At 66.4% G+C, this 13,703-nt stretch carries 10 protein-coding genes; 5 read left to right on the top strand and 5 right to left on the bottom strand.

Annotation, left to right across the window (positions count from 1 at the left end):
- Positions 1-20: 20 nt before the first annotated feature.
- Genes NZL82_RS05565 through NZL82_RS05580 form a run of 4 tightly spaced genes read right to left on the bottom strand, consistent with a single transcriptional unit; the run spans position 21 to position 3,798 of the window.
- The gene (locus NZL82_RS05565; RefSeq protein WP_261268784.1) at positions 21-782 is read right to left on the bottom strand and encodes an ABC transporter permease; all 762 of its coding nucleotides are present in this window, start codon (positions 780-782) and stop codon (positions 21-23) included.
- The gene (locus NZL82_RS05570) at positions 779-1,711 is read right to left on the bottom strand and encodes an ABC transporter ATP-binding protein (protein ID WP_261268785.1); all 933 of its coding nucleotides are present in this window, start codon (positions 1,709-1,711) and stop codon (positions 779-781) included. The genes NZL82_RS05565 and NZL82_RS05570 overlap by 4 nt, the downstream gene beginning before the upstream one ends.
- Before the next feature lie 33 nt (positions 1,712-1,744).
- Positions 1,745-2,452, bottom strand: coding sequence for a DsbA family protein (locus tag NZL82_RS05575; RefSeq protein WP_261268786.1), 708 nt, complete (start codon positions 2,450-2,452; stop codon positions 1,745-1,747).
- Positions 2,452-3,798 carry a M48 family metalloprotease gene (locus NZL82_RS05580; RefSeq protein ID WP_261268787.1) on the bottom strand — a complete coding sequence of 449 codons (1,347 nt, stop codon included), beginning with the start codon at positions 3,796-3,798 and terminating at the stop codon, positions 2,452-2,454. The genes NZL82_RS05575 and NZL82_RS05580 overlap by 1 nt, the downstream gene beginning before the upstream one ends.
- A 114-nt stretch (positions 3,799-3,912) precedes the next feature.
- Here NZL82_RS05580 and NZL82_RS05585 point away from each other — a divergent pair, with 114 nt between their 5' ends.
- Positions 3,913-4,326: a hypothetical protein gene (locus NZL82_RS05585; protein ID WP_261268788.1), complete on the top strand. Its 414-nt coding sequence runs from the start codon at positions 3,913-3,915 to the stop codon at positions 4,324-4,326.
- A gap of 103 nt (positions 4,327-4,429) precedes the next feature.
- Here the strand turns inward: NZL82_RS05585 and NZL82_RS05590 are convergent, their stop codons facing one another.
- Positions 4,430-7,105 carry a ribonuclease E/G gene (locus NZL82_RS05590; RefSeq protein ID WP_261268789.1) on the bottom strand — a complete coding sequence of 892 codons (2,676 nt, stop codon included), beginning with the start codon at positions 7,103-7,105 and terminating at the stop codon, positions 4,430-4,432.
- 490 nt (positions 7,106-7,595) lie between these two features.
- Here NZL82_RS05590 and NZL82_RS05595 point away from each other — a divergent pair, with 490 nt between their 5' ends.
- From NZL82_RS05595 to prfB, 4 genes are all read left to right on the top strand, one after another.
- Positions 7,596-8,831 carry an N-acetylmuramoyl-L-alanine amidase gene (locus tag NZL82_RS05595; protein ID WP_261268790.1) on the top strand — a complete coding sequence of 412 codons (1,236 nt, stop codon included), beginning with the start codon at positions 7,596-7,598 and terminating at the stop codon, positions 8,829-8,831.
- Positions 8,832-8,975: 144 nt separating this feature from the next.
- Positions 8,976-9,929 carry a rhodanese-related sulfurtransferase gene (locus tag NZL82_RS05600; protein WP_261268791.1) on the top strand — a complete coding sequence of 318 codons (954 nt, stop codon included), beginning with the start codon at positions 8,976-8,978 and terminating at the stop codon, positions 9,927-9,929.
- Between the two features lie 65 nt (positions 9,930-9,994).
- On the top strand, positions 9,995-12,490 hold the full coding sequence (locus tag NZL82_RS05605) for a penicillin-binding protein 1A (protein ID WP_261268792.1): 2,496 nt from the start codon (positions 9,995-9,997) through the stop codon (positions 12,488-12,490).
- 64 nt (positions 12,491-12,554) lie between these two features.
- The gene (gene prfB / locus NZL82_RS05610; protein ID WP_261268793.1) at positions 12,555-13,682 is read left to right on the top strand and encodes a peptide chain release factor 2; all 1,128 of its coding nucleotides are present in this window, start codon (positions 12,555-12,557) and stop codon (positions 13,680-13,682) included.
- Positions 13,683-13,703 lie beyond the last annotated feature (21 nt).

The raw sequence follows: 13,703 nt of genomic DNA on the forward strand, positions 1-13,703 counted from the left end.
TGGGGCGACGTTCGAGAGGATCAGTTCTTCAGCCGCCAGCCGGTGCGGAAGATCCAGCCGATCCACGCCAGACATGCCAGCAGAAACAGCCCCGTCACGCCCAGGCTGACCCCCGGCGTCACGTCCGACGTGCCGAAGAAGGTCCAGCGGAAGCCGTTGATCAGATAGACGACCGGGTTGAACAGCGTCACCGTCCGCCATGGCTCGGGCAGGATCGTCACCGAGTAGAAGGCACCGCCCAGAAAGGTCAGCGGCGTGACGATCAGCAGCGGAATGACCTGCAACTGCTCGAACCCGCGCGCCCAGATGCCGATCGCGAAGCCGAACAGCGAAAAGGTCACTGCCACCAGCAGAAGATAGAAGATCATCGCGATCGGGTGGAGGATCGACAGGTCGACGAACAGATAGGCGGTGGCGAGGATGACCAGCCCGATCACCATCGACTTGCTCGCCGCCGCGCCGACATAGCCCAGCACCGTTTCGATCGGTGACAGCGGCGCGGACAATATCTCGTACATGGTACCGGTGAATTTGGGCATGTAGATGCCCAGGCTCGCATTCAGGATGCTTTCCGAGAAGATGGAGAGCAGCATCAGCCCCGGCACGATGAACGCGCCATAAGGAACGCCCGACACCTGGTTCATTGCCGATCCGATCGCGGTGCCGAACACCACGAAGTACAGCGTCGTGGTGATGACCGGCACCATCAGGCTGGTCCACACGGTCCGCCGGAACCGCGCCATCTCGAAGCGATAGATCGCCCATATGCCATGCAGGTTCATGCGCGCGTCCCCTCGACCAGATCGACGAAAATATCCTCCAGCGAGGATTTGTAGGTTTCCAGATCGACGAACCCGATTCCCAGTTCGCCCAGCATCCGCAACAGCGAGGGGATGCCCGTATGCTCGGCCCGCGCATCGAAGATGTAGCGAAGCCGCTTGCCGTCATCCTCCAGCGCCAGGTGCCATTCGGCCAGCGCGGGCGGGATCGCCGCCATCGGCTCGGCCAGCGTCAGCACCATTTCGCGCTTGCCGAGCTTCTTCATCATCTCGGCCTTTTCCTCGACCAGGAGCAGGCGGCCCTTGGCGATCACGCCCACCCGGTCGGCCATTTCCTCGGCCTCCTCGATATAATGGGTGGTCAGGATGATGGTGACGCCGCGCTCGCGCAGACGGTGGACCAGCTTCCACATGTCGCGGCGCAGCTCGACATCGACGCCCGCGGTGGGTTCGTCGAGGAACAGCAGGTCGGGTTCGTGCGACAGCGCCTTGGCGATCAGCACCCGGCGCTTCATACCGCCGGACAACTCCATCAGCTTGGCATGGCGCTTGTCCCACAGCGACAGGTCGCGCAGCACCTGCTCGACATAAGCGGGGTTGGGTGCCCTGCCGAACAGGCCCCGGCTGAAATTGACCGTGTCGATGACCCGCTCGAACATGTCGACCGACAGTTCCTGCGGCACCAGCCCGATTTTCCGCCGCGCACCCTTATAATCGCGCAGGGCGTCATGCCCGTCGACGCGGATCGCGCCCGCAGAGGGGGTGACGATGCCGCACACGATCGAGATCAGCGTCGTCTTGCCCGCGCCATTGGGGCCGAGCAGCGCGAAAATCTCGCCGCGCCGGATGGTCAGGTCGACCGGCTGGAGCGCGGTCACCCCGCTCTTATAGGTCTTGGTCACGCCCTCGACGGACAGGATCGGGTCGGTCATGCGGCAGTCCCCCGTTGGAAGATCGCCGCTTTATCAACCGTTTCGCGCGGCGGCGATGGCCTTTTGCAATTCCTCGAGCGGCAGCGCACCCGACAGGATGCGGTTGCCGACGATCCAGCTCGGCGTGCCGGTCAGACCCAATCGTCCCGCAGCCTCGAGATTGCGCCGGATTTCGGCATCGGCCTGGGGCTGGAAGGCGGCCATCTTGCTCATGTCGACGCCCGCCTTGGCCGCCGCCGCCGCGATGGTCGCGTCGCTGACCGGCCCCCCGGCGTAGAGCGCGTCATGGAATGCGGCGAACTTGCCTTGCGCCGCGGCGAGCAGGCTGGCGCGCGCCGCGGCCTTGCTCGACGGCGCGAGGATCGGCAATTCGCGATAGACGATGCGGAGCTTGGGATCAGCGTCCGTCAATTGCTTGAGCAGCGGCAGGCTGGCCCGGCAATAGCCGCAATTATAGTCGTAGAACTCGACCAGCGTCACATCGCCCTTGGGATTGCCGGTATAGGCGCTGCCGAAGGGCTTGGTCAGGTCGCCACCGATGGCGGCCACCGCCTTGCTCTGTTCGCGATCCTGAAGCCGCTGCATCGCTTCCGGAATGATTTCGGGATGGTCCAGCAGATAGGCGCGCACGCTGTCGCCCGATGCGCCGCCGGGCGCGACCAGCGGGGCCAGCGCCAGTGCGGTGCCGCCGCCGACCAGGCCACCGACGACCGCCACCGCGGCCAATGTCTTCACGCCCATTAGCGGCGCTTCTTCTTCGAACTGGCGGCGGCGTCGGCAGAGGTCATGGCAATATCCTGCGCCCGAATCCATTCGGACGTGTTGGGGGTGAGGTTGGCGAGCGCGTAGCGTGCGCTCTGGATGGCGGTGCGCGTGTCGCCCATCATGCTGGCCCGCTCGGCGGTGGCCAGCGCGGCGCGCGGCGTGTCGCCCAGCTGCTCATAGGCGGTGCCGAGCTGGACCCAGGCGAACGGATTGTCCTCGTCCCGCTGGACCGCGACCTTCAGCACCTTCACCGCTTCGGGCAGGTTGCGCTTGTCCTCGGTCGCGATCAGCGCATGGCCGAAGGTGGTGGCGATCAGCGCATTCTGGCCCGATCCCATGGTCGCGGCGCGCAAGGGGGCCAGCGCGTCCTGCGGCTTGCCCGCCTCCAGCAGGATCTGGCCCTGGATTTCCTGGAAATAGGGATCGTTGGGATCCTTGGCGATCAGCGCGCTCGCCTCGGCATCGGCTTTGTCGGGATAGGCGGCCTTGTGATAGGCATAGGCGCGGGCATAATGCGCATAGACCGACTGGTCGCTGTCGGGGAATTTCTGCAACGTCGTCTCGGGCGGCGAGATATAGCCGTACAGCTTGGCCTTCACCCGCAGAAAGCGTTCCTGCAATTTGGGGTCGATCGGCTTGTTCCAGGCGGGTGAGGCCTGAAGATCGGCGGTCAGCGCCTGGATACGCGTCGAAGAAAGCGGGTGGGTCTGGGCGAACGGATCGATATTGACATAGCCATAGCGATATTGCTGGTTCTGCAACTTCTTGAAGAAGCTCAGCATTCCCTTGCCGGTCACACCCGCGGTCGTCAGGTAGCGCGCGCCCGCCGCGTCGGCGGCCGATTCCTGATTGCGGGTGAAGGCCAGTACCTGGCCCATCGCCGCCTGCTGCCCCGCCGCGAGCACGCCCATGCCCGCCGCACCGCCGCCCATGGCGATGGTGGCGAGGCCCAGCACCATCGACAGCAATTGCATCTTCATGGCGGGCTTCATCGCCTGCTCGCTGAGGATGACATGGCCGTCGGCGATATGGCCCAGCTCGTGCGCGACGACGCCCTGGACCTCGTTCACATTGTCCGCCGCCTGGAGCAGGCCGGAATGGACATAGACGATCTGCCCGCCCGCGACGAAGGCGTTGATCGAATCGTCGTTGATCAGGACGATCTTCACGTCACGCGGGGACAGCCCGGCCGCCTTGATCATCGGCGCGGACATGTCGGCGAACAGCGATTCGGTTTCGGCATCGCGCAAGATGGACTGCGCGGCGGCGGGTTGCGCCCAGAGCAGGATCGTGGCGGCGAAGGCGGCGATCAGACGCTTCATGCTTCCTCTATCGGCGGGTCGGCCTGCGGACACAACCGGCTTTGCAATTGGGGCGGGACCGGTCAGCCTTGGCATCGGGCGACTGAACGCCCGGCGAACGAAAGGGGTGGCACGATGATGATGGCGATGATCGCCGATCGACCGGTCAGGCCATGGGTCGCGCCCATGCCCGACCTGCCAGGCTGCCCGATCAAGGGGGCGGGACCCGAGATGCGGCGGATGGCCGACCTTCCCCCTTCGGTCCGGCAGGCTCTGCGTCATGCGATAGGGGACCCCGTCGCAGAGGCGGGTTCGCCGTTCAACGGATCCGACATCGTGTCGCCCGGCTCACCGCCGCGAACGCGATTCCTGCGCGCCTATCGCGTGCGCGACCTGTGGCTGGTCTGGGTCGAGCAGGGCGGCATCGCGCATGTCTTTCGCCTGCTGGCGTTTCGCGATGGCCCGCATGGGGCAAGCGCGCCGGTGCCGATGCCGCTTGGAGGCCGGGCGAAGCTATGCACCGCGTCGCGGGCGATCGGGGAGCGGTGATAGGCTTCGGGCCGGATCGATTGGCGCGAGGAGCGGCCTCCCCAAACAAAACGCCCCCCTTCCGCGGGGAAGGAGGGCGTTTCGCGTTTGAGAGTGGCGGGGATCAGGCGCCGAAGGTGCGCTGCCACCAGCCGCGACGCGGCGTCTCGGACGAGGTCGCATCGGCTTCCGCCGGTTCGGCCGCCGGAGCGGGTTCGGCTTCGACCGCAGGCGCTTCCTCGGCCACCGGCTCGGCGGCGACCTTCGGAGCGGCCTTCTTGCGGACGCGCTTGGGCTTGGCGGGGACTTCCGCTTCGGGGGCGGGGGCCTCTTCAACGACCGGCTCGGCGGCGACCTTGGGGGCAGCCTTCTTGCGGACGCGCTTGGGCTTGGCGGGGGCTTCCGCCTCCGCTGCGACCGCAGGAGCTTCCTCGACGACCGGCTCGGCGATCGGGGCTTCCGCCACCGGCGTCTCGACCGTCTCGGTCACCGCCGGAGCGGCCTTGCGAGCGCGCGGGCGACGGCGGGTCTTGGGGGCTTCAGTCGCCTCCGCCTCGGCCACCGCGAGCGGCGTCGTCACCGGTGCGGCATCGCCCGCCTCGATCGGCTCTTCGACGGACAGCGGCGCTTCGGCGACGTCGTTTTCGCCAGCGGTTTCGGTCGAAGCCTCACCGGCCTCCGTCGCGCCATTGTCCTGGCGACGGCCACCGCGACGACCGCGACGACCCCGGCGGCGGCGGCCACCTTCGCGCGCTTCGCCCGCTTCGGTCTCGCCAGTCTCGGCCTCACCAGCCTCGACGTCGTTCGCCTCGACCGTCTCGTCCTCGACCTCGTCGGTTTCTTCGAGTTCGGTGTGCTCGCCATTATCGGCCTCTTCGCCCTGCACGGCGTCTTCCGCCCCGCCGCGATTGCGACGTCCGCGACGACGGCGACGGCGCTTGCGGCCACCGCCTTCACCGTCCTCACGCGATTCGCGAGGCGCAGGGGCTTCGGTCGCTTCTTCCTCGACCTCTTCCTCTTCTTCCTCCTCGATCTCGTCGATCAGATCGTCCTCATCCTCCTCGACGGGCAGGAGCATGTCGATCTTGGGCGCATAGGCCGGCGGCGGGCCCGATGCCTCGACCGTCATGCGCGCGCCCTCTTCCTCGCGGTCGGGGATGATCTCGACGGTCACGCCGTAGCGATCCTCGATCTCGGCGATGTCCGCGCGCTTGCGGTTCAGCACATAGACGGCGGCTTCCTGGCTGGCGCGCAGCGTCAGGATCGAGCCGCGGCCGCGTGCGGCCTCGTCCTCGATCAGGCGCAGCGCCGACAGACCCGACGACGACGCGGTGCGGACCAGGCCAGTGCCCTCGCAATGCGGGCAGGGGCGGGTCGAGGCTTCCAGCACGCCGGTGCGCAGCCGCTGGCGACTCATCTCCATCAGGCCGAACGACGAGATGCGGCCGACCTGGATACGGGCGCGATCATTCTTCAGCGCCTCCTTCATCGCCTTCTCGACCTTCCGGACATTGGAGTTGTTGTCCATGTCGATGAAGTCGATGACGACGAGGCCCGCCATGTCTCGCAGACGCAACTGGCGCGCGATTTCCTGCGCGGCTTCCAGGTTGGTCGCGGTTGCGGTCTGCTCGATATTATGTTCGCGGGTCGAACGGCCGGAGTTGATGTCGATCGAGACCAGCGCCTCGGTCGGGTTGATGACCAGATAGCCGCCCGATTTCAGCTGCACGACCGGATTGTACATCGCGGCGAGCTGATCCTCGACATGCGCGCGCTGGAACAGCGGCACGGCGTCGGCATATTGCTTCACCCGGCGGGCATGGGCGGGCATCAGCAGGCGCATGAAGTCCTTCGCCTGGCGATAGCCTTCCTCGCCCTCGACGATCACTTCCTCGATCTCGCGGTTGTAGATGTCGCGGATCGCGCGCTTGATCAGGTCGCTGTCGCCATAGATCAGCGCGGGCGCCGACGAATGCAGCGTCTTTTCGCGGATGCCGTCCCACAGCCGCGCCAGATAGTCGAAGTCGCGCTTGATCTCGGTCTTGGTGCGCTGGAGCCCGGCGGTGCGGACGATGCAGCCCATGGTCGAGGGCAGCGCCATGTCCGCCATGATCGACTTCAGCCGCTTGCGATCGGCCGCGTTCGAAATCTTGCGGCTGATCCCGCCGCCATGCGACGTGTTGGGCATCAGCACGCAGTAACGGCCCGCCAGCGACAGATAGGTGGTCAGCGCCGCGCCCTTGTTGCCGCGCTCTTCCTTGACGATCTGGACCAGCAGCACCTGGCGGCGATGGATGACGTCCTGGATCTTGTAGCGGCGGCGCAGATTCTGGCGACGCTGGCGCAGCGCCTCGACCTGATCGTCGTTGACGGTCGACTTTTTGGGGCGCGGGGCGGCGTCACCATCCTCGTCGTCGTGATGGTCGTCGGCGTGATCGTCCTCGCCTTCGCCGTCCAGATCCTCCTCATCCTCGGCGTCGAGTTCGGCGCGCAGCGCGGCCTCTTCGGCGGCATGCTCGGCCTCTTCGCGGAGCAGGGCTTCGCGATCTTCCTTGGGGATCTGGTAATAGTCGGGGTGGATTTCCGAAAAGGCCAGGAAGCCGTGACGGTTGCCGCCGTAATCGACGAACGCCGCCTGCAGCGACGGTTCGACGCGGGTCACCTTGGCGAGGTAGATATTGCCCTTGAGCTGCTTGCGCTCGGCCGATTCGAAGTCGAATTCCTCGATCCGGTTACCCTTGACGACGGCCACGCGGGTTTCTTCCCGGTGGCGTGCGTCGATCAGCATACGCGTGGTCATTATGAAGTCTCCACGCGCGCGTCGGGCCCAGTGGCAGCCGTCGCGCGCGGTAAATAAGGTGGGCGGCGGCGCGGGGCGCCGGTCCGCTGGAAAAAACGGAATGCGTGTCGGCCGCAGCCACAGCGCCGGCAACGGGGCCGGTGCGGACCCACGACACCGCGATCCCGCCGGCAAAGGCCGGTCGGTCAGCGGGGTGGATCATATGCGTCATGCGAGCGTCAACCTGATTGGTCCGGGCGCGAATCGGATCGCCGTCCCGGTCCTTTTTGGAGATGGCCCCGTCCCGATCGTTTGGGAGAGGTGATCGAGGCCGGGGTCCACCGGATTGCTAGCATCATCGGAACGTTTGCGCAACAGGCGGGAATCTGCCGTTTTTGCCGCGACCAAAATGCCGAATTGCCGGTTAACCAATTGTGGAAAGTCCCGCGTCAGCCACGGTCCATTATGCCCGACTGTCGACCTATGAGGTCGCCAAAAAGGGTGTGCGGTAATGGCTTTTCGCTGGACCAGCGGCGGGCGGGCGCGGCATGGTTGCCGGGTCGTGTTGATGCTGTTTGCTTTTCTGTTCGGGCTGCTCACGCCCGTCAGCGCGTTCGCGGCCACGGTGCAGAAGGTCGTGGTGCGGGGGGCGCAGTTGCTTATCCGGTTCGATTCGCCGGTCAAGCGTGCGCGCAGCGTCATGCTGAACGAGCCGCGCCGGGTGGCGATCGACGTGACCGGGGCTTCGCCGGGCAGGATTCCGGCCAGCGAGGGCGCGGTACGCGGGCTAACTCAGAGTTTGGTCAGGCCGGGCGTCACCCGGCTGACCTTCGCCCTGGCCCAGGACGCGGCGATCTTCGACGGCGGGTTCGATGACGAAGCGCGGCAATTGTCGCTGACCCTCAAGCCAGTGAACAAGGGCTACACCCAGGCGAGCTTTGCCGGTGCGCTCGACTTCTTCCCGTTCCATTTTCAGCGCAAGCCGAACTACACCCTGACCGTCCCCGTGCCGAGCCCCTCGCGCACACTGCCCCTGCCGCGCGTTCGGGGGGCGGACAATCGCCCGCTGGTGGTGATCGATGCGGGCCATGGCGGGGTCGATCCCGGTGCGATCAATCCGCAGACGGGGCTTCGCGAAAAGGACGTGACGCTCGCCATCGCCAAGGCGATTCGCGATACGCTGGTCGCGTCGGGGCGGGTGCGCGCGGCCCTGACGCGGGAGGACGACCGTTATATCCTCCACCGCGAGCGCTATGGCATTGCGCGGCGGCTGCATGCCGATCTGTTCATCTCGATCCACTGCGACAGTGCGGGCGCGGGCGAGGCGCGCGGCGCGACCGCCTATACCCTGTCCGACGTCGCCTCGGACAAGGAAGCCGCACGGCTGGCGGCGCGCGAGAACAAGGCGGACGTGATCGCGGGGGTTGATCTGGGCGGGAACAGCGACGTCTCCTCGATCCTGATCGACCTGACCCAGCGCGAGACGATGAATGCCTCGGCCAGCTTCGCACGCCTGCTGGGCCGCGAGGCGCAGCCGCTGATCCCGGTCAAGCCGACCTTCCACCGCATGGCCTCGCTGATGGTGCTCAAGGCGCCGGACATGCCGTCGATCCTGTTCGAGACGGGCTATATCTCCAACATGCAGGACGCGGCCTTTCTCGACAGCAAGGATGGCCGGGAGCGGATCGCGCAGGCGGTGTTGCAGGCGGTGGAGGTTCACTTCGCGCGGCGGATGGCGGCGCGGTAGGGGGCGACATTGTAGTCGACGCCGCCAGCCGCCTCTTCGACCGGTGATATTCTGAGTAAAGCCGGGTAAAGAGGGCCTCGTCTCATGACGGCCCACCGGGCAGGCATCTGGCCGCGCTCGTCGGATCGGCGTAAGGGCCCTGCCATGATCCGCGTCTGTGCCCTGTATCGTTTTGCCAGCTTCCCCGACCCCGCCGCGCTGCGCGCACCGTTGCTCGCCGTCGCCGAGGCCAACGGGATTCGCGGTACGCTGCTGCTCGCGAACGAGGGGATCAACGGGACTGTCGCGGGCACCCACGACGCCATCGAGGCGCTGCTTGCGCATATCTGCACGCTGCCCGGCTGTGCCGATCTGGATTATAAGGACTCGACCGCCGAGACCATGCCGTTCCACCGGATGAAGGTGCGGTTGAAGCGTGAGATCGTGTCGATGGGTGTCGAGGGTATCGACCCGACGCGCGAGGTCGGCACCTATGTCGCGGGCGAGGAGTGGAACGCGCTGATCGCCGATCCGCAGATCGTCCTGATCGATACGCGCAACGATTACGAGGTGGCGATCGGCACGTTCGACGGTGCGGTCGATCCCGGCACGAAGAGCTTTCGCGACTTCCCCCGCTGGTTCCGCGAGAATCGCGACGAGCTGATGGCGGGCAAGTCCAGGGTCGCGATGTTCTGCACCGGCGGCATACGCTGCGAAAAGGCGACCGCCTTCCTGAAGGCGGAAGGGGTGGAGGACGTCTTCCACCTCGATGGCGGCATCCTGAAATATCTGGAGACCATGCCCGAGGCGCAGAGCCGCTGGCAGGGCGAATGCTTCGTGTTCGATGCCAGGGTGGCGGTCGGACATGGGCTGGCGCAGGGAAGCCACGTGCTGTGCCATGGGTGCCGGATGCCCGTTGGGCCGGAGGACCTCGCCTCGCCGCTTTATGTCGAGGGGGTGAGCTGCCCCGCCTGCCACGGCACGCGCGATGCGGAGCGGCTGGCCGCCTATGCCGAGCGGCATCGGCAGGAACGGCTGGCGGCGGCGCGAGGCGAGGCGCATGTCGGCGCGCGCTATCCCGATCCGGGCGAGCCGCGCGACGAACCGCCCGGCTGCTGATGCCCAAGTAAAGTCAAGCGGGTGGCAAGCGGGGGCGAACCTGCTACACGGTCCCGCGCAAAGCCATGGCCGTCGAACCTTCTTCCCCGCCCGCAACCCCTGAAACGTCGCGTCGTCCCCTGTGGAAGCGGTGGTGGGTTCGGCTGCTCGCCGCGCTCGCGCTGCTCCTGGCGATCGGGGCGGGGGTGTTCTGGTTCCTGTTTATGCGCGACCTGCCCTCGGTCGATGCGCTCAAGGCCTATGAGCCGCCGCTGCCCACCCATGTCCGTGGCATCGACGGCGCGCCGATCCAGTCCTATGCGCGCGAGCGCCGGGTCGAATTGTCGTTCCGCGAATATCCGCCGCTGCTGATCCGCGCCTTTCTGGCGGCGGAGGACAAGAGCTTCTTCGAGCATGGCGGCGTCGATTATCCGGGGCTGGCGGGTGCGGTGCTCGATTATGCCAAGAAGTTCGGCACCGGCCGGCGCGCGCGCGGCGGATCGACCATCACCCAGCAGGTCGCCAAGAATCTGCTGATCGGCAACGCCTATTCCCCGACGCGCAAGATCCGCGAGGCGATCCTCGCCTATAAGATCGAGAATGCGCTGACCAAGCAGCAGATCCTGGAACTCTATCTGAACCAGATCGCGCTGGGGCGGAACGCCTTTGGCGTCGAGGCGGCGGCGCATGCTTATTTCGACAAGGAACTGGATGAGCTGACGCTGGGGCAGATGGCCTATCTGGCGCTGCTGCCCAAGGGGCCATCCAATTACGATCCCGTCCGCCACCCCGACCGCGCGCTGGAGCGCCGCGCCTATGTGCTGGGCGAGATGTTGCGCAACGACTTCATCACCCGTGCGCAGTATCAGGCGGCGATGGATGAGCCGTTGGGCACGGTGCTGCGCCGGACCCCCAAATATGCGCAGGTCGGCGGCTATTTCGTCGAGGAAGTCCGCCGACAGTTGATCAAGCGCTATGGCGAAAAGGCCGAAAGCGGGCCGAACAGCGTCTATGACGGCGGGCTGTGGGTGCGCACTTCGCTCGATACGCGGCTTCAGGATCTGGCGGCCGAGGCGCTGCGCGACGGACTCGTCCGGTTCGACGCCGGGCGTGGCTGGCCCGGGCCGATCCGCCACGAAGAGGTGGAGGACGGCAACTGGCAGCAGGTGCTGCTGAACACCAATATCGGTCTCGATTATCGCGACTGGCGGGCCGGGATCGTCACCGCCAAGGATTCGGGGCAGGCGACGATCGGTTTCGCCAATGGCCGCACCGGCACGCTGCCGCGCAGCCTAGCGCAGATGCCGCGCCGGGGCACGGCGGCGACCGCGTTCAGCGCGCTGAAGGTCGGCGACATCGTTGCGGTCGCGCCGGAGAGCAGCGTGTTCGGCCTGCGCTCGATCCCGCGCATCTCGGGCGGCTTCGTGGTCGAGGAACCTGCCAGCGGCCGGGTGCTGGCGATGCAGGGCGGCTTCGACGCGCGGCTCCAGGCGTTCAACCGCGCCACCCAGGCGCAGCGCCAGCCGGGCTCGACGATCAAGCCGATCGTCTATTCCGCCGCGCTCGACCATGGGATGACGCCCGCCTCGATCATCGTCGACGGCCCCTTCTGCGTCGATCAGGGGGCGAATCTCGGTACGAAATGCTTCCGCAACTTTGGCAATTCGGCCGGGGCCGGGCCGCATACCATGCGTTGGGGCATCGAGCAGTCGCGCAACCTGATGACCGTTCGGACGGCCGCGACCGTGGGCATGAAGAATGTCGTCGCGATGATCAAGCAGATGGGGATCGGCGACTTCCCGCCCTATCTCGCCTATGCGCTGGGCGCGGGCGAGACGACGGTGGGGCAGATGGTCAACGCCTATGCGATCCTCGCCAATAACGGGCGCGGCGGCGATCCCTCGCTGATCGACTTCGTCCAGGACCGGCACGGCAAGGTGATCTGGCCGGAAAATTGGCATGCCTGCGATCGGTGCAACGCCGCCGATTATGACGGCAAGCCAATGCCGCGCCCGATTTCTCGTCAGCGTCAGGTGCTGGACGCGATGACCGCCTATCAGATGGTCCATATCACCGAGGGCGTGATCCAGCGCGGCACCGCGACGGGCTTGCGCGATCTGGGCCGCCCGATGTTCGGCAAGACGGGCACCAACAATGGACCGACCGATGTCTGGTTCGTCGGCGGCACGCCGCAATTCGTCGGCGGCTTGTATCTCGGTTACGACCACCCGCGTTCGCTGGGCGGCTATGCGCAGGGCGGGACGATCGCGGTGCCGATCTTCCGTCAGTTCGCCGAAAAGGCCTATGAGGGACTCGACAAGCTGCCCTTCCGCGCGCCGCCGGGCATTCGCATGGTGCGGATCGACCGGTCGAGCGGACGGCTGGTCTATGGCACCTTCCCGACCGGCGACGATCCCAAGCCCGCGGTCATATGGGAAGCCTTCAAGCCCGAAAGCGAACCGCGCCGTCGCGCCCGCCGGACCCAGGCGACCGTCGAAACGCCGCCGACCCCCACCGGCCCGGCGACGCCCGCGCCGCCGCGCGACAGCGATTTCTTGCAAAGGGAAGGCGGAATCTACTAGCCCGCTTCCCATATAGATCATGTTCGCCCGCCGGGCGGACGCACGACCGATTCGGAGAATATTCATGCGCGCTGAAGCGCAGGCTCATGTCGATACGATCAAGGACGCTTTGGAGCTGCTGCGCCGCTTCCTCGACTGGGACCGCGCGTTGCGCCGCCTGGACGAGTTGAACGCGCGCGTCGAGGACCAGGCGCTGTGGAACGACCCCAAACAGGCGCAGGAGGTGATGCGCGAGCGTCGCCGTCTGGACGAAGCCATCACCGCCACCCGCGCGATCGAGAACGAGCTGTCGGGCACGGTCGAGCTGATCGAACTGGCCGAGATGGAGGGCGACGAGGAGCTGGAGAAGGAAGCCGTCGCCAGCCTGGCCGAACTCGCCAAGCGGGCAGAGGCGGACAAGGTCAAGGCGCTGCTGGCCGGCGAAGCCGACGCCAACGACACCTATATCGAGATCAACTCGGGCGCGGGCGGCACCGAGAGCCAGGACTGGGCCGAAATGCTCCAGCGCATGTATACGCGCTGGGCGGAGCGGCACGGCATGAAGGTCGAGCTGATCGACTATCATGCGGGCGAACAGGCGGGCATCAAGTCGGCGACCCTGCTGGTCAAAGGCGAGAACGCCTATGGCTATGCCAAGACGGAGTCGGGCGTCCACCGGCTGGTCCGCATCAGCCCCTATGACTCCTCGGCGCGGCGGCACACCAGCTTCTCGTCGGTCTGGGTCTATCCGGTGATCGACGACAATATCGAAGTCGAGATCAACGAGAGCGAGCTGCGCATCGACACCTATCGCGCATCGGGTGCGGGTGGTCAGCACATCAACACCACCGACTCGGCGGTGCGTATCACGCACTTGCCCACCGGGATCGTGGTTCAGTGCCAGAATCAGCGGTCGCAGCACAAGAACAAGGCGGAGGCGTATAACCAGCTTCGCGCCCGCCTGTACGAGCGCGAACTGGCCGAGCGCGAGGCGGCGGCGAATGCGCAGAACGCGACCAAGACCGATATCGGCTGGGGTCACCAGATCCGTTCCTATGTCCTCCAGCCCTATCAGCTGGTGAAGGACCTGCGCACCGGCATCACCTCGACCGCGCCGGGCGACGTGCTGGACGGCGATCTCGACCCGTTCATGGCAGCGGCGCTGTCGCAGCGGGTGACCGGCGAGGCTGTCGCCGTGGAAGACGTCGATTAAGATGGGGCGGCGGGGGCCCAT

The sequence above is a fragment of the Sphingomonas sp. LC-1 genome (assembly GCF_025371035.1).
GTDB classification, from domain to species: Bacteria; Pseudomonadota; Alphaproteobacteria; order Sphingomonadales; family Sphingomonadaceae; genus Sphingomonas; species Sphingomonas sanguinis_E.